Here is a 17,302-nt window from a genome sequence, read left to right on the forward strand (position 1 = left end):
TTATGAATGATGTTATTAAAGATTTGAGTGAGCTTCGTTTAAGTTACCAAAAAGGTGAACTACATGAAGGTCAAATTGAGCAACATCCACATGAGCAATTTTTAAATTGGTTTAACCATGCTTTAGAAGCACAGTTACATGAACCGTATGCAATGTCTTTGGCAACGGCAAATGCACAAGGTCGTCCGCATGTTCGTACAGTTTTGTTACGCGGTGCAACAGAAGCAGGTTATGACTTTTATACCAATTACGACAGTCAAAAAGGCATCGATTTAGCAATAAATCCTTATGCTGAATTGTTGTTTTATTGGCAAGAGCAAGAACGTCAAATTCGTGTATCTGGTCGTGTGGTTAAAATTTCTGAAGAAGAATCGACAGATTATTACCACAAGCGCCCACGCGACAGCCAAATTGCAGCGCACATTAGCACACCGCAAAGTGGTGTCATTGCGAACCGTGAAGAGTTACAACAACGTTTCCAAACTTTGCATGATGAAGTTGAGGGCAAAACGGAATTGGCTAAACCTGAATTTTGGGGTGGCTACCGTTTAGAGCCAGATTATTATGAATTCTGGCAAGGTCGTCCAAATCGTTTACATGACCGTATTACTTATGAAAGAATCGATGGTGTATGGAATATTCAACGATTGATGCCTTAAATGTCTAAAACTCTAATTAAACAAAGACCATTCATTACACGCCCTGAAAATTTTCAGGGCGTGCCTACTTTTGTCGCTGAAATTTTGGCGCGTCGTGGTGTCGAATCTGAACAAGAACTTGAGTTAAAACTCAAGCATCTACTTGCACCAACTATGAAAGGTTTAAATCAAGCCATTCAAATTATTGATGAAGCGATTGATCAACAGCAAAAAATTGTAATTGTTGGGGATTATGATGCAGATGGTGCAACAAGTACTGCGCTAATGGTTCTAGCTTTGAAAGAGATGGGGGCAGATGTTCATTATTTAGTGCCAGATCGTTTTAAATATGGTTATGGTTTAACGCCTGCAATTGCAGATTTAGCATTTACAAGCTATACACCAGATTTACTCATCACTGTTGATAATGGTATTTCAAGCCATGCAGGGGTGGAACAATCACAAGCGCATGGCATGAAAGTGGTGATTACAGATCATCATTTAACAACCAAAGAAACGCCTAAAGCGGAAGCTGTGGTGAACCCGAACCAATTAGGCTGTGAGTTTCCAAGTAAAGCTTTGGCAGGTGTTGGGGTTGCATTTTATTTGCTTGCTAACTTGTCTAGCCATCGTGCAAAAAATGGTAAATCTACAGCAAAAATTACCCAATATTTAGATTTGGTGGCATTAGGTACTTATGCCGATGTTGCAAGCTTAGACTACAACAATCGTATTTTAGTTGATGCAGGCTTAAAGCGAATTCAGCAGAATTTATGTAGGTCAGGCATTAGTGCATTACTAGATATTGCAGGACGAGATCCTACTTCATTAAAAGCGCAAGATTTAGGTTTTGTCATTGGTCCACGCATTAATGCGGCGGGGCGTATGGAAACCATGGACATTGGGATTGAATGCCTTCTTGCCGATGATGCCTCAAAAGCTTATGCACTTGCACAACAACTCAATGATTTGAATGTTGAGCGCCGTCAAGTTGAAGGTAAAATTAAACAAGAAGCTTTGGTTGAACTTGAAAAGCTAGAATTCGATCAGCAAAATTTACCTGCGGCTTTGGTAATGTTTGAAGAGCATTGGCACCAAGGGGTTATTGGCATTGTTGCGGGACGCTTAAAAGAACAATTCCATAGACCAGCCATTGTATTTGCTGCTGATGAAGATGGGGTACACATAAAAGGTTCAGCACGTTCTATTGATGGAATTCATATTCGAGATTCGATTGAACTGGTTGCAGAACAGCATCCGCATTTAATTAGTCATTTTGGTGGGCATGCAGCAGCGGCAGGTTTGACTGTAAAAAAAGAACATTTTTTAGAGTTTAAAACAGTTTTTGAAAAACTCATTGCGAGTATGGATGAAGATTTATTTCAAGCTGTTTTATGGACTGATGGTGCATTATCACCAGAAGCAATTCAAATAAATACAGTCGATTTACTTCAGCATTTAACACCTTGGGGGCAAAAATTCCCTCAGCCTATTTTTGAAGGGCAATTTAAACTTGTAGATTTTAGATGGTTGAAAGAGACGCATTTAAAACTGCGCTTAGCTTTAGATAATGGTCAAGTGGTTGAAGCCATTGCTTTTAGTGCGAAGGATAAATATGACTTTAATCCAATGCTTGATCATGTGCATTTGGTTTATGAATTAGAAAAAAATATCTTTAATGGAAATGTGAGTTTGCAACTTCGTGTTGTGCATTTATCTCAATAAATTTTGATTCATTTTCGATATTAAAAAAGCCACTCAATTGAGTGGCTTTTTTGGGGAAGTAAATCTTTCAGGTATTAGAAACGGTATTTACCCGCTAAACCAAAAGATGTGTAATCGTTGTTACCAACATCACGGAAACCTAAACGACCTTCTAAGCTCACTTGTGGCGTAAAGAATTTACGTGCATTGATACCAAATTCTTGGTTATCAGTTAAGTCGTTGCTGTAATAATCTGCACCAACACTGAATGATTTGTCGATGTAGTAATCGGCAGCTAGATTGTATTCATCTAGGTCACCAAATGCAGCACCAGCTTCTAAGTTAAGGTCTTTGCCATTGCTTAGTGTTGTTACGTATTTAGCACGAATAGTTGGATCAACACCGTCTTTACGATCGTTGTCATAACCTTTCGCACCAACAGCAACTAAGAAACCAGGAGCAGGCATGTAACCTACTTCAGCGCTGTATAATGTTGTGTCATCTTTACCATCATGTTTTACTTTTACATCTTGGCGACCAACATTACCACTTAGGTAAAAATCTGAGTTTGGTACGAAGTATTCAACGCCAACGCCGTAGTTATGAGTTTTTGCATCATCTACTTTTCTGTATTGATACTGAGCATTTACGTTGCTTGCACGGTCTAAATATGCAGCTTCTGCAAGCGGAGCGTTACGGGTTTGAACTGGTTTGAAGTAGAAAGTACCATCTACACCATAAGTACCAGCTGTGCTTCCATGATCAGGATCGATCATGCCAGCAGACGCGCCTACTTCAGCTTGGTATGCATTTGCAGTGCCTGTAATTGCTAAAGTAGATAATAATGCTGAGGCAATTGCTAATTTTTTCATGGATTGTACCCCTTTCTCGTTTGCTTGAATTTATACATTTTTTGTTACAAGTTCTAGTCTAGAGAAAAATGTAGAATGATCAATGAAGACTAAGTTACCGCAATGTAAACCACGTAATATTATGTAATCTAAAAAATATCAACTATTTGAAATATAAATAAAAAATATAAAATATGGTTTTAATTTAAAGGAGGATAATTTTAAAAAATAAACATAAATTGATTAATATTTGATCTAATTGTAAAAAATAAGGCAATTTAGAAGAAGTAAAAAATAGAAAATTCATAACTTGTGAAGTAAGCATATTGGTTAAGAATAGTTGTTCTTTTTATTGATGATTGAAGTTTAAAACTGAGCATTTTGTATGTGATATAATTCTAGGCCATTTTTAGCTTTACATTGATTGCGAGTAATTTACGTGGAAATTAATCCTTATCTAAACCAACTAAAAGACTTAAGCGAACGTGGTCAAACACTACGGGGGTATCTTTGACTACGATCTGAAAAAAGAGCGTTTAGAAGAAGTTCTACGTGAATTAGAAGACCCTGCAATTTGGAACGATCAAAGTCGTGCGCAAGCAATGGCGAAAGAAAAAGGCGAGCTTGAAAACGTTATTAATGTTTTAGAAGGTCTTTCAAATCAATTGGAAGATGCGCAAGCAATGCTTGATTTGGCTGTAGAAGCTGAAGAAGAAGAAATGCTAGCCGATGTTCAAGCTGAATTAGATACAGCTGAAGAAGAATTAGCGAAGTTAGAATTCCGTCGTATGTTCAGTAATCCAATGGATCCGAACCCATGTTATGTGGAAATTCAAGCAGGTTCAGGCGGTACAGAAGCGCAAGATTGGGCTTCGATGTTACTTCGTATGTATTTACGTTGGATTGAACGTCATGGCTTTAAAGCTGAGTTAATGGAAGAGTCTGACGGTGATGTTGCAGGGATTAAATCTGCAACGATTCGTGTAGAAGGCGAGTATGCATACGGTTGGTTACGTACGGAATCTGGTGTTCACCGCCTTGTTCGTAAGTCACCATTTGACTCTGGTAACCGTCGCCATACATCTTTCTCTGCTGTTTTCGTTTCTCCTGAAATTGATGACAATATTGAAATTGAAATTAACCCTGCAGATGTACGTACAGATACTTATCGTGCTTCGGGTGCAGGTGGTCAGCATATTAACAAAACAGATTCTGCGGTACGTTTAACGCATGCGCCAACAGGTATTGTGGTGGCTTGTCAGAACCAACGTTCTCAACATGCCAACCGTGACCATGCTTGGAAACAGTTACGTGCAAAATTGTATGAATTGGAAATGAAAAAACGTAGCGATGCTGCTCAAGCTTTAGAAGATACAAAGTCTGATATTGGTTGGGGAAGTCAAATTCGCTCATACGTTTTAGATGATTCACGCATTAAAGACTTACGTACAAGTGTTGAAAGTTCAAACACAGGTGCTGTGCTTGATGGTGATTTAGATAAATTTATTGAGGCTAGCTTAAAGCAAGGTCTATAAATTTTATTAAGTAAAACAAAGCTCAATTGAGTATTTTGCATTAAATCGTAAAATACCGATATAAATATCGTAAAAATACGATATATTGTATGCGAAGATGCTGAATTGAGCTTTATTCATTTAAAGTGTCTGAATTATGGATATAGATTTAATCTTTAAAGCGCTTGCCAATCCTACACGCCGTCAAATTTTAGAATGGTTAAAAACACCTGAAAAATTTTTGTCGAGTGAAGAGTGCGGTGGTTTTAAACGTGGCGTATGTGCAGGTCAAATTGAAAACTTGGGTAAAGTTTCACAATCGACTATGTCTAACCACTTATCTGTATTACAACAGGCAGGTTTAATCAAAGCTGAAAAATATGGTCAATGGTCGTATTTTTCACGTAATGAAGAATTGATTCAGCAATATATCGAACAATTGAAACATTCACTTTAAATACGTGAATAATGAGGCGAATATGGCTGATTTAAGCTCTCCTGTACAGTTTGGTGATTTAAAACTTAAAAACCGTGTAGTTATGGCACCGTTAACACGAAGCCGTGCAACAGATGATCGTGTACCTACAGCAATGATGGCTGAGTACTATGCACAGCGTGCAAGTGCAGGTTTAATTATTTCTGAAGCAACGGTTATTGCAGAAGAAGCAAATGGTTATTTAAATACACCAGGACTTTTTTCCGATGCTCAAGTTGAAGGCTGGAAACATGTGACTTCTGCTGTACATGAAAAAGGTGGCTTAATTGTTGCACAATTATGGCATGTTGGTCGTGTGTCTGACCCTGAGTTATTGAACGGTGAAACACCTGTTTCAGCAAGTGCAGTTCAACAAGCAGGTCAAGTGAGCTTATTACGTCCTAAACGCGATTATGTTGTACCTCGTCCGCTTGAAATTTCAGAAATTCATTCAATTACAGAACAATTTAAACAAGCCGCTATTCGTGCCAAAGAAGCAGGCTTTGATGGCGTAGAACTTCATGCTGCAAATGGTTATTTAATTGACCAATTCCTACAAACTAAAACTAATAAGCGTGAAGATGAATACGGTGGTTCAGTTGAAAGCCGTGCACGTTTTTTATTAGAAGTTGTAGATGCTTTAATTGAAGTTTGGGGTGCAGGTCGAGTTGGTGTGCATTTAGCACCACGTGGTGATGAACACGATATGGGCGATGACGCTCCACGTGAAACCTTTGGTTATGCAATGGAAGAATTAGGTAAGCGAAATATTGCTTTCTTCTTTACCCGTGAATACTTAGCGGAAGACAGTATTTCAGAATATATGAAAGAGCGTTCAGGGAATGTTCCATATGTTGCCAATATGCGTTTAAGCCGTGATGATGCAATCGAATTATTAGCATCAGGTAAAGCAGATGCAGTTTCCTTTGGTAAAGACTATATTTCGAATCCAGATTTATTTGAAAGATTGGTAAATAATTCAACTTTAAATGAATTAAAACTCGAAAATATGATTGGAACAGATGTTCCTGAAGGATATATCGACTATCCAACTTTAGATAAAGCATAAGTCTTTACATAATAAAGTGATTTTAAAGAGCCACATTGATTAACAAGTGAATGTGGCTCTGTTATATTTTTAATTCACCACATTTTAAGGCAATTCATTTGGCTACTCCATTTTGGTATAACGCAGCACTTTCACTTTTAAAACCAGTTTATAAATGGAAAATTAAAAAACGTGCAGACAGTGCCGAGCAGTTACAACAGGAGTTGCTAGAACGTTTGGGACCTTTTCAAAATCCTAAAAATTTAAATGCAATTTGGTTTCATGTGGTTTCTGTAGGTGAAACAAATGCGGCTCAACCTTTAATTGAACACTATTTGAAAAATGGTCATTCCGTATTAGTTACCAATACAACAAAAACAGGGCAGGCTCGCGCTAAATCATTATTTTTAAAAGAACCTTATTTAGATTTATTTCAGGCGGTGTATTTACCTGCCGATCAAAAACAATTAATTGCAGATTTCTTTAAGTTGTATCAGCCGAAATTATTGATCTTGGTTGAAACGGAATTGTGGCCAAATTTAATTGATCAAGCACATGAATTTAATGTGCCGTGTATATTAATTAATGCACGACTTTCAGAAAAATCTGCCAAAGGTTATGGAAAAGTTCCAAGCTTAACCACATCCATGTTAAGTGGTTTAAATGAGTTGTTAGCGCAAGATCAAGCATCTTTAGAGCGCTTTACTGCTTTAGGTGCAAATACTGAAACGAGCCGAGTGGTTGGGAGTATTAAGTTTGATATTTCTGCACCTGAACTTTTTATAGAAAAAGCCCAAAATTTGGTGCAAGAATGGCAATTAGCACAACGTAAAATTATTACTATTGCGAGTACTCATGCACCTGAAGAAAAAGATATTTTGAGGGCTTTAAAGCCATATTTAACTGAATATCCTGAGCTTTTGTGTATTGTTGTACCACGTCACCCTGAACGTTTTAATGAAGTTTTTGAAGCAAGTCAAAGCTTAGATTTAAATATTCAGCGTCGTAGTTTAGGACAAGCGATTGAACAAAATACCCAAGTATATTTAGCAGATAGCATGGGCGAAATGTGGCTTTGGTATGTAATGAGTCAGGCTTGTTTTGTAGGTGGTTCGCTAAATGAACCGGGTGGTGGTCATAATATTTTAGAGCCAATTGCACTGAATGTTCCGACAGTTTTGGGTAAAAACTACTTTAATTTTCAAACGATTGTTGATGAGTTTGTTGAAGCATCTGCGGTTAAAATTGTACAAACTGCGGAAGAAGCTGCAAAAGATTTAGTACAGCTTGTTTATGATCCTGCATTGGTTGAGTATTTGAACCTAAATGCAGCCAATATTATGGAAAAAAACAAAGGCTCTTTAGCAAAACACGTTCAAGTTATTAATCAATATTTATGAATATCGTTTTGCTTGATGAGCGACAAACTCAGTCAGATGTTTGGAAAATTTCATCGAAACGTCAGCTTGAGCATTTACACACTCATGTGGATGTAAAAATAGGAGATACCCTCAAAGTCGGGATTCTTCAAGGCAAACGGTATCTTACAAAAATTGTCGATATCACTGAAACAGCGATTCATGTGCAACCTTTGCATGAAGAAGCTGTGCCTGAAAAATTAGCAGTTACGTTAATTGTGGCTTTACCAAGACCAAAAGTTTTACGTCGTTTAATTATGGACAGTGTGACTTTGGGTGTTGAGAAAATCATTTTATTACATAGTTATCGCGTAGATAAAAGCTACTGGCAAACACCATTTTTACAACAACTTGATCATTATGTGACATTAGGTTTAGAGCAAGCAGGCGACACCATTTCACCTAAAATTGAACTGTATAAACGCTTTAAACCTTTTGTGGAAGATGTTTTACCCACACTTATTTCAGAAGAATGTCCTGCCTATGTAGCACATCCTTATGTCGACCATAAAATGCCATTTGCGATTGAGCAGGGCTGTACGATTGTGATTGGTCCCGAAGGTGGATTTATTCCTTATGAGATTGATTTACTCATAAAAAACGGCTGCCAAGCAGTTAGCTTAGGCAACCGAATTATTCGTACTGAAACAGTCATTCCTTATGTTTTAGGAAGATTATTTAGCGCGAGCTGACTCACCTTCATGACCTTCACCGCGGTATACTTTTACTTCTTGTACAGGGTAAGGAATTGAAATTTCATGCTCAGCAAAAGCTTGTATTACATTCTCTTGAACGTGGCTAATAGATGCTGATGTACTTGTTTCTGTTGTATCTACCCACCAACGAACTGTTAGGTTTACAGAAAAATCTGCAAGTGCAGATACATTCACGCTAAACATAGGCTCACTTAAAATTGTTGGATCGTTATCTAAGATTTTGAAAATCACATCACGTGCTTTTTGAACATCATCTTCATAACCAATACCAACCACAAATTCACAACGACGACGTGTATATGCAGTATTTACAGTCACAGCGCTTGTATAAACTGTTGCATTTGGAATAACGATACGACGACCATCTGGCGAACGTAAATAAGTTGCACGAATTTGAATATCTTCAACCGTACCCTCCATACCAGATACAATAATGTCATCGCCAATTTTGAATGGTTCGCCTAGTAAAATTAAAATACCAGACAGCAAGTTTTGAAAAATATCTTTAAATGCAAAACCAATTGCAACCGAACCAATACCAAGAGCACTCATGAGCTGACCCGGTGTAAAACCAGGAATTGCAATGACCATCGCAATTAAAAAGCCAATGAAAATAATGGCAGAACTACCAACACGGTTTAATACCAAAACTAAGTTTTGTTTAGTGTAAGAACGGTCAGATAATGCTTTACGTACAAAGTATTTGAATACTTTTGAAAGTAAGCAAAAAATAGTAAATACAATAATCGCAATACAAATATAGGGTAAACGTTCCCAAAAACCATCAACAAATTTATCGATGGTAGAGTAGGCATCATTATATTTTGCAGTATGTGCAATAACAGTTTGAGCAGTTTTTTCTGTTGCTTCGTGTAAAAGCTCAGTTGTACCTTGAGTTACATCGCTCAAAGTATTTTGTTGTCCGGCCACAGGCTTTCCAATAGATTCAAATTGACGCTATTTTGCCTGAAATAAATATAAAAATTAATAATTAAAATTTTACTGCATGTATTATTTTGTCAAGTTTTAAGAAGATTTGTTTAAAAATAATCCGTACTTTTTTCAAGGATTTCCGTTGGAGTTTCAAGTTGTCCCGCACCCATCATGTAAGACATTAAACTACCTGTTCCTAATATAGATAAGATGCTTATAACAATCATAAACCAAGCCAAAATCTTTTCCCAAATTGCGCTAATACGCTGAGGACCGTAATGATTTATACCTTGAGTTCCTGAACCTAAAAGTAGGTAGAAAAATACAAAAATATTCACGAGTGGCACAATAAAAAGCAGAATGAACCAGCCTGAACGATTCATATCGTGAAAACGACGCACTTGAATCACAAGATTAAAATAGAAATATAAAACAGAAATAATTAAAAAGCCCAATCCGCCTAGACCCATTAATGTATCTATGAAATGTGAATCTAAGGATTGAGTACTTAAATTAAAAATACCTAAAGCCAAACTCAGGGTAATAACAGCAAAAAATGTAATTAAGTTGAGAAAACCATACCACGCGATATAACTTAAACGCCCAAAACGGCCATTCAAAGATAAAGGATTATCTTGAATTTGCGTTTGCTGACGGGAAAAGAAGTTAGAAGATTGGTTTGGATTCATGGATGTGCTCAAGGCTTTAAAAAGAGAGATATTTAGAATTAAACATTATTTAAATATACGTTCGAATTATAAAGTGAACTGAATATTTCAGATATAAAAATACACAATTCATATAATTTAAATTGTAATGTCACACATTTAGTTGTACAAATATTATACGACCAAAGCAGAATTGTCGTGTGTTAAAAATAGCCTTAATACTGATTGTATGCAGAAATAATAAATGAATAACGGGCATAACATTTCGAGATGAAATGTAAAAAGATCAAGGAAGTACAATATGAAAGAAATATACCCTGTACCAGAAGGATTTAAAAAAACTGCGCGGACAAATGAAGCAGACTATTTTGAACGTTATCAAAAATCTATAGATCATCCTGAAGAATTTTGGGCTGAACAAGCGAATAAATTAGAATGGATTAAGCCTTTTACAAAAGTAAAAGATACAAGTTTTGAAGAAAATAATTTTAAAGTCGAATGGTTTGCAGATGGTCAACTCAATATAAGTGCCAATTGTTTAGACCGTCATTTAAAGGAACATCCATATAAACCTGCCATTATTTGGGAAGGAGATCATCCTTCTAGGCATAAAATTATTTCATTTTCAGAACTGCATGATGAAACTTGCCGATTTGCCAATGTCTTAAAAAAGAATGGCGTGAAAAAAGGCGATCGTGTGGTTTTGTATATGCCAATGGTTTCTGAAGTTGCTATTTCTATGCTTGCATGTGCACGTATTGGTGCAGTGCATTGTGTAGTATTTGGAGGTTTTTCACCAGATTCATTGGCAAGCCGAATTGAAGATTGCCAAGCCAAAGTAGTTATTACGGCTGACTCAGGTATGCGTGGTGGTAAGCCAATTCCACTGAAAGAAAATGTAGATATCGCTTTAAACATTCCCGGAACAGAATGTGTTCAAAATGTCATTGTGGTGCATCGTACGGGCAACCCAATTGATATGAAAGATGGTCGTGATTTGTGGTATCACTCAGAAATTATGACGGTTAATGACATTTGCCCGCCAGAACCAATGAATGCGGAAGATCCATTATTCATTTTATATACTTCGGGTTCTACAGGTAAGCCAAAAGGGGTAATGCACACTACAGGTGGCTATTTAACCTATGCAAATTTTACATTTCGTGAAGTTTTCGATTTAAAACAAGACGATGTATTTTGGTGTACAGCAGATGTAGGTTGGATTACAGGACATTCATACGTTTTGTATGGTCCTCTTTCAAATGGTACAACCACGCTTATGTTTGAAGGGATTCCACAATATCCAACATGGGCACGAACAGGTCATATTGTAGATAAGCACAATGTTACAGTTCTATATACAGCGCCAACAGCAATTCGCGCAATGATGCGAGAAGGCGATTCATTTGTACGTGAAAGTGACCGTAGTAGCTTACGATTACTAGGTTCTGTAGGTGAGCCAATTAATCCTGAAGCTTGGAATTGGTATTACACGGTTGTAGGCGAGGAGCGTTGCCCAATTGTAGATACATGGTGGCAAACGGAAACAGGTGGTTTCATGATTACGCCATTACCTGGTGCAACGGCTTTAAAACCAGGTTCAGCAACACGACCATTTTTTGGTGTGAAACCCGCCATTGTAGATTCAGATGGTGTAGAGCTTTTGGGAGAAGCGGAAGGAAATCTTATTATTACAGATTCTTGGCCGGGACAAATGCGAACGATTTGGGGAGATCATCCTCGATTTATTGAAACGTATTTTTCAACTTATTCGGGAGCCTATTTTACTGGAGATGGTGCACGTAGAGATAAAGACGGATATTACTGGATTACCGGTCGTGTTGATGATGTATTAAATGTGTCTGGGCATAGATTAGGAACAGCAGAAATTGAAAGTGCTTTGGTTGCACATGAACATGTTGCAGAAGCTGCGGTTGTAGGTATGCCACATGATATTAAAGGGCAAGGTGTTGCCGCTTATGTCACTTTACAAGCAGATACACCTGAAACAGAAGAATTAAGACAAGAACTTGTTGCTTGGGTTCGTAAAGTTTTAGGACCTGTTGCGACGCCAGACGCTATTTATTGGGCACCTGCATTACCCAAAACTCGTTCGGGGAAAATCATGCGTCGAATTTTAAGAAAAATTGCAGCAAATGAGCTTGATAGTTTAGGTGATACTTCAACTTTGGCAGATCCTCAAGTGGTAGATCAGCTGATTATTGAAGTGAAATCTCAACATCCTTAAGTTATTGTTAATATAGAAATACCGTTAGTTGTTTTAGCGGTATTTTTATTTTAAAGATAAAGTCTTCATGCATTGAGATAAAGCAAAAGTTCAACCTCTGATAAGCTAAAAAAAGTTATGAAAAATGTCGATAATATTATGAATGCTTCATCTCCTACTCAATTTGATGCGATAAAAATTGCACAGCAACTTGCAGAAAAATTTGCAGAAACAGCAGCGGAAAGAGATAAAACAGGAGGGAACCCAAAAGTTGAACGTGATTTAATTCGTGAAAGTGGACTTTTAGGTTTGTCTATTCCAAATGAGTTTGGTGGGCAGGGTGGGAGTTGGAAAACCATTTTTAAAACCATTCAAACGATTGCTCAAGTTGATAGTTCACTAGCGCATGTATATGGTTTTCATCATTTACTTATTGCTACGGTTCAGCTTTTTTCACAGCCTGAACAATATGAAAAATGGTTCACACAAACGGCAAAAGAAAACTTATTTTGGGGCAATACATTGAACCCATTAGATCAGCGAACAATTGCAACGAAAGTTTCGGAAACAGATTATATTTTCCATGGTGATAAAAGCTTTTGCTCAGGTTCAATCGATTCAGATATTTTGCTTTGTTCGGCTTATAACGAAGCAGGTAAATTATTGATTGGCGTGATTCCAACAGTACGTGAAGGCGTAAGCTTTTTAGGTGATTGGAATAATATGGGGCAACGCCAAACCGATAGTGGCACAAGTCATTTTGAACAAGTGAAAATTCAAGAAAGTGAATTGTTATTAAATCCCGGGCCTTTAAGTACGCCATATTCGAGTTTACGTCCGCTTATTGCTCAACTTATTTTTGTGCATATGTTTTTAGGCGTGGCTGAAGGTGCATTTGAAACAGCAAAAGCAACGGTTCAAAGCCAAAAAGCATGGTCTAAATCTTTAGCTGAAAATGCGGTGAATGATCCTTTTACTCAAAAGCACTTTGCAGAGTTTTATGTTCAGCTAGAAGGTGTACGTTTGCTTGCAAATAAAGCTGTAGAAATATTACAACAAGCTTGGAATATGGGTGAAAACTTAACAGCAGAACAGCGTGGCGAAGTGTCTATTGCAATCGCAACTGCAAAAATTGCATCTACAAATACTTCGTTATATATCACGCAAAATATTTTCCAAGTGATGGGCGCGCGGGCAACGACAGCAAAGTTAAATTTAGATCGTTTTTGGCGTAATGTGCGAACTCAAACTTTGCATGATCCTGTAGATTATAAATATCAAGAAATTGGAGAATGGGTGCTTACAGGAAAAGTTCCTGATCCAAGTTTTTATTCTTAGATTTTTCTTTTAATGAGAAAGAGCCTTAAATACTTCATTGAAAATTTAAGGCTCTTTTTTGCTTTATTTTTGATGAATATTTTCTAAAGTATCGACCATTGTTCGTGTCATTTGATCAATTTCATAATTCACATCATCACCAAGTTTTACATCTTTCCAAGTGGTTAAACGTAAAGTTTCAGGAATTAAATCGACAGAGATTTGTTGCGTATTTCGGTCAACACGATTCACGGTTAAGCTACATCCATTTAATCCTATAAAACCTTTTAAGAAGAAATATTTGATATTCCCTTCAGGAATTTCGATATCTAAATGTAGGGTTTCACCTGTACGAACTAAATTAACAACTTTTGCCGTGCCTTCAATGTGACCATATAAGCTATGTCCGCCATTTTCTGCACCCACTTTAGCAGAGCGTTCAATATTGATTTCTGAACCTGCTTCAAGAAGTTTTAAAGTGGTAAGTTGATTGGTTAAATTTGAGATATCAAAATGAACCGTATTTTGGTCTGAATCGATGTACGTTGCTGTGAGGCAAACACCATTGATTGCAACACTTGCACCTATAAAAACATCTTGGAAAAAGTTATTTGTATTTGAAACAATAATCGTGCTGAATCCATCGCCTTGACGAACTTCAAGAACCTTTTCTAAACCTTGAACAATGCCTGTGTACATATGCGAAATCTTATTTAAATTTTGAAGGTGATTGTAGAGATGAAAGCAAAGAGCGACCAGTAAATTTTATATTTCGGCTATATTTTGTCTGATTGTAAAACATAAAAAAATCCCCCAAGCCGAGTCTTGAGGGGAATTTGAAACATTAGAATTCTATTTAATTATTATTTGAAAATTACGCAGATTTTGCCGTAATTTGATTTTGTTGAGCTGCTTCAAGTTCACGAACCAAAGACAAAACTTTTTCACCAAAATATTCAACTTCTTCAATAAAATGTAAGAAGCCTGAAAGAATTAAATCGACACCTACAGATTTTAATTCGACAATGCGTTCAGCAATTTGCTGAGGCGTACCAATTAAATTTGTGCGGAAGCCATCGTTATATTGAACCAAATCTTCAAAGGTCGATTTTGCCCAGTTACCTTCACCTTCAGCAGTTGCTGCACCGGCTTCCTTCGTTGCATCACCAAAGGCTTTTACCGCTTCTACATTTGCACCATCAATGATTTCTTGAAGAACTGCTTTCGCTTCTTCTTCTGTATCACGAGCAATGATGAAAGCATTTACACCTACTTTAACGTCATGATTATTTGCTTTGGCTTTTTCTCGAATATCATCAATTTGTTTTTTTAGTTCTTCAGGTGTATTTCCGTTGGTGAAGTACCAGTCAGATACACGAGATGCCATATCGCGAGCTGCACGGGAACTGCCACCTTGGAAAATTTCAATATGCGGTTTTTGAATAGGTTTTGGAGATAATGTGTAATCTTTAAATTGATAAAACTTACCATCAAAACTAAAGTTATCTTGTGTCCAAACACCTTTTAAAGCACGAATAAACTCTTCAGAACGTGCATAACGCTGATCATGCTCAGGCCATTCTTCGCCAATCGCATCGAATTCACCACGGAACCAACCGCTCACAACATTAATGGCAATACGTCCATTGGTTAAATGATCAATCGTCGCTAATTGTTTTGCTGCTAAAGCAGGCTTCCAAGGACCTGGCAAAATTGCCGCAATCACTTTGAGCTTTTCGGTCTTTGCCAAAATTCCATGACTAAAACTCACTGATTCATGTTGATTTTCAGCGTTATAGCCTGCAGTGAAGCGAATTTGCGTAAGTGCATATTCAAATCCGCTATTTTCCGCAGTTTGAGCTAATTTTACGTTGTAGTCATAGCTCCAATCGGTGCGTTGCTTAATATTGCTAACAACTAAACCGCCACTTACATTCGGTACCCAGTAGGCAAATTTAATTGCATCATTTTTTACTTGTGTCATGGCAAATTCTCCACAGTATTTATTGTTATGCCACCTGAGATTTAGGCGTTTTCGCATGTAAACGAGATTCTGCTGCATCTAAGCTAGGAACTGCCGCAGATGGAAGAACTTCTTCTTGCTCAATTTGTTTATTAATACCTAAGCTTTGATTTGCAAGTTGGGTTTTTTCTTTCACAACTTCAGCACGTTGACCTTTTGCAGGTGCCCATTCAAGAATTGGTAATGCTCGAGCCACAGCTAGGGTAATACGGTCAATGAGAAATTCGCTATGAATGGTGTATTCAGGCGTGAAATCACGGTCTGTTGCATACACGCCAATCGGTAAAGTTTGTGCTTGGAAAAAGCTAAATAAAGGGCGTAATTGATGTTCAAGAACAAGCGCATGACGATCACTACCACCTGATGCTGCAAGTAAAACAGGAACATCAACAAGAGCTGTTTGCTCAACAAAGTCAAAGAAATGCTTAAATAAACCTGTGAATGATGCACGGTAAACAGGTGTACCTACAATGAGTGCATCGGCAGCTTCAACTGCTGCAAGGTCATCCTGCACACGTTGTGGAAGTTGGTTGCGGTAAATTGCACCACCTAGCAAAGGACCAATTTCACTGAATTTAATGAAATGGACATTAATTGGCGTTGCCTCACCTAATTCGCTCAAAATAGCCTGAACCAAAGCTTCAGTTTTAGATGGATTATTTAAACCACCTGAAACAGCAACAATATTAAGTGGTTTTTGTTGATTAAAATTTGACATGAGAAAAACCTAAAATGTGATTTATTTCGTAATGTCTTTATTAATCAATATGTGCTTATTTCTGTAAAATACTGAAATAAAGATAAGTTATCTTATTTTTAGATATGGCGAATTAGTGCGGTGTTTAAATGCTAAAGATTAAAATAAGTATATGAATAACAATGTTATATTTAATTTAGATAAGCTATTTTAAAGGTGAGATAAAATTTATACGAAAAACTGATTTAGTAAGTAAAAAACTTAAAAATGATAAGAAAAACTAAAATTTAATCAAAAAAGAGATAATTAAATGCAAAATATAGCTATTTTGCATATCTATAAACATCGATGTGTGGTTAGAATAGTCTCACCGTGCACTAGATCTCTCTCGTGATTTATGAATATTTTAATCGTTGATGATCATCCATTATTTCGTCATGCTTTAATTCAAGCTGTTCGTTATAGTCTACCTCAAGCTCAAATTCATGAAACAGCTGCTGTGAATGAGTTTTACGAGCGTTTGGAAAAAGGTCCAGAGCCAGATCTAGTTTTACTTGATTTGAATTTACCTGGCGCTTCAGGTTTTTCTGCATTGGTTCACGTACGCGCACAGTATCCATCTATTCCTATTATTGTCGTTTCTGCACACGAAGAAGTGTCTATTATCCAACGTGCAATTGCACATGGTGCAATGGGTTATATTCCTAAGTCTGCGCATCCAAGTAATATTGGTGAAGCGATTCGTCAAGTATTGGAAGGTGAAATCTGGTTACCACCAAACTTACCTGCAAACTTGAACTTCGACCCACGTGCGGCAGATGAAACTGCATTAGCAGAACGTATTCAATCATTAACACCACAACAATTTCGTGTATTAATGATGGTTGCTGAAGGTTTATTGAATAAGCAAATTGCTTATGAACTTGATGTATCAGAAGCAACGATTAAAGCGCATGTCACTGCTATTTTCCGTAAGTTAGGGGTGCAAAATCGTACACAAGCGGTATTGGCAATTAATGCGTTAAATATCGAAGAAAAAAATATCTAAATGCAAAATAAAAAAGACCTCATTA

Annotated in this window: 16 protein-coding genes; 10 read left to right on the plus strand and 6 right to left on the minus strand. The window is 37.0% G+C overall.

Features of this window, described 5'->3' with window-relative positions; translation table 11 throughout:
- The first annotated feature begins 2 nt into the window (after window positions 1–2).
- Window positions 3–659, plus strand: a complete 657-nt coding sequence (pdxH, locus tag MZO21_RS00670) for a pyridoxamine 5'-phosphate oxidase (RefSeq protein WP_154772627.1) — start codon at window positions 3–5, stop codon at window positions 657–659.
- Window positions 660–2,363, plus strand: coding sequence for a single-stranded-DNA-specific exonuclease RecJ (gene recJ, locus MZO21_RS00675; RefSeq protein ID WP_154772626.1), 1,704 nt, complete (start codon window positions 660–662; stop codon window positions 2,361–2,363).
- Between the two features lie 74 nt (window positions 2,364–2,437).
- On the opposite strand, the gene MZO21_RS00680 is transcribed toward recJ, so the two are convergent.
- Complete coding sequence (locus MZO21_RS00680) at window positions 2,438–3,214, minus strand: putative porin (protein WP_248102374.1); 777 nt, start codon at window positions 3,212–3,214, stop codon at window positions 2,438–2,440.
- Window positions 3,215–3,632: 418 nt separating this feature from the next.
- Between MZO21_RS00680 and prfB the strand changes: the two genes are divergently transcribed.
- The 5 genes from prfB to MZO21_RS00705 all read left to right on the plus strand — a co-directional run bounded on the left by prfB (window position 3,633) and on the right by MZO21_RS00705 (window position 8,340).
- A protein-coding gene (prfB, locus tag MZO21_RS00685) for a peptide chain release factor 2 (protein ID WP_171501263.1) occupies window positions 3,633–4,728 on the plus strand; the annotation gives its coding sequence in 2 pieces (ribosomal slippage) (window positions 3,633–3,704 and window positions 3,706–4,728; 1,095 coding nt in all).
- A gap of 136 nt (window positions 4,729–4,864) precedes the next feature.
- Window positions 4,865–5,164: an ArsR/SmtB family transcription factor gene (locus MZO21_RS00690; RefSeq protein ID WP_154772623.1), complete on the plus strand. Its 300-nt coding sequence runs from the start codon at window positions 4,865–4,867 to the stop codon at window positions 5,162–5,164.
- A gap of 22 nt (window positions 5,165–5,186) precedes the next feature.
- Window positions 5,187–6,251, plus strand: coding sequence for an alkene reductase (locus tag MZO21_RS00695; protein WP_154772622.1), 1,065 nt, complete (start codon window positions 5,187–5,189; stop codon window positions 6,249–6,251).
- A 98-nt stretch (window positions 6,252–6,349) separates the two neighbouring features.
- A complete protein-coding gene (locus tag MZO21_RS00700; RefSeq protein WP_248102371.1) occupies window positions 6,350–7,630 on the plus strand; it encodes a 3-deoxy-D-manno-octulosonic acid transferase in 1,281 nt (426 codons plus the stop codon).
- Window positions 7,627–8,340 (plus strand): 16S rRNA (uracil(1498)-N(3))-methyltransferase, encoded by a 714-nt coding sequence (locus MZO21_RS00705; protein ID WP_248102368.1) that lies wholly within the window; start codon window positions 7,627–7,629, stop codon window positions 8,338–8,340. The genes MZO21_RS00700 and MZO21_RS00705 overlap by 4 nt, the downstream gene beginning before the upstream one ends.
- Here the strand turns inward: MZO21_RS00705 and MZO21_RS00710 are convergent.
- Window positions 8,323–9,294: a mechanosensitive ion channel family protein gene (locus tag MZO21_RS00710; protein ID WP_171501262.1), complete on the minus strand. Its 972-nt coding sequence runs from the start codon at window positions 9,292–9,294 to the stop codon at window positions 8,323–8,325. The two genes, MZO21_RS00705 and MZO21_RS00710, sit on opposite strands and share 18 nt — an antisense overlap.
- Before the next feature lie 110 nt (window positions 9,295–9,404).
- Window positions 9,405–9,986 (minus strand): DUF805 domain-containing protein, encoded by a 582-nt coding sequence (locus tag MZO21_RS00715; RefSeq protein ID WP_154772619.1) that lies wholly within the window; start codon window positions 9,984–9,986, stop codon window positions 9,405–9,407.
- Between the two features lie 280 nt (window positions 9,987–10,266).
- On the opposite strand from MZO21_RS00715, the gene acs reads away from it, so the two are divergent.
- Together acs and MZO21_RS00725 are read left to right on the plus strand one after the other, a co-directional pair.
- Complete coding sequence (acs, locus tag MZO21_RS00720; RefSeq protein WP_154772618.1) at window positions 10,267–12,213, plus strand: acetate--CoA ligase; 1,947 nt, start codon at window positions 10,267–10,269, stop codon at window positions 12,211–12,213.
- Between the two features lie 138 nt (window positions 12,214–12,351).
- A complete protein-coding gene (locus tag MZO21_RS00725) occupies window positions 12,352–13,530 on the plus strand; it encodes an acyl-CoA dehydrogenase family protein (RefSeq protein ID WP_248102415.1) in 1,179 nt (392 codons plus the stop codon).
- 63 nt (window positions 13,531–13,593) lie between these two features.
- Here MZO21_RS00725 and MZO21_RS00730 read toward each other — a convergent pair whose 3' ends face one another.
- The 3 genes from MZO21_RS00730 to msuE form a co-directional block, all read right to left on the minus strand.
- A complete protein-coding gene (locus tag MZO21_RS00730; protein ID WP_248102365.1) occupies window positions 13,594–14,208 on the minus strand; it encodes a riboflavin synthase subunit alpha in 615 nt (204 codons plus the stop codon).
- Window positions 14,209–14,383: 175 nt separating this feature from the next.
- Window positions 14,384–15,493, minus strand: a complete 1,110-nt coding sequence (gene sfnG / locus MZO21_RS00735; protein ID WP_248102362.1) for a dimethylsulfone monooxygenase SfnG — start codon at window positions 15,491–15,493, stop codon at window positions 14,384–14,386.
- A 25-nt stretch (window positions 15,494–15,518) separates the two neighbouring features.
- Window positions 15,519–16,250 (minus strand): FMN reductase, encoded by a 732-nt coding sequence (gene msuE / locus MZO21_RS00740; RefSeq protein WP_154772614.1) that lies wholly within the window; start codon window positions 16,248–16,250, stop codon window positions 15,519–15,521.
- A 376-nt stretch (window positions 16,251–16,626) separates the two neighbouring features.
- On the opposite strand from msuE, the gene MZO21_RS00745 reads away from it, so the two are divergent.
- On the plus strand, window positions 16,627–17,277 hold the full coding sequence (locus MZO21_RS00745; RefSeq protein ID WP_154772613.1) for a response regulator: 651 nt from the start codon (window positions 16,627–16,629) through the stop codon (window positions 17,275–17,277).
- The last annotated feature ends 25 nt before the right edge of the window (window positions 17,278–17,302 follow it).

Origin of the sequence: Acinetobacter portensis, from assembly GCF_023158935.1 — a bacterium.
Lineage (GTDB): Bacteria > Pseudomonadota > Gammaproteobacteria > Pseudomonadales > Moraxellaceae > Acinetobacter > Acinetobacter faecalis.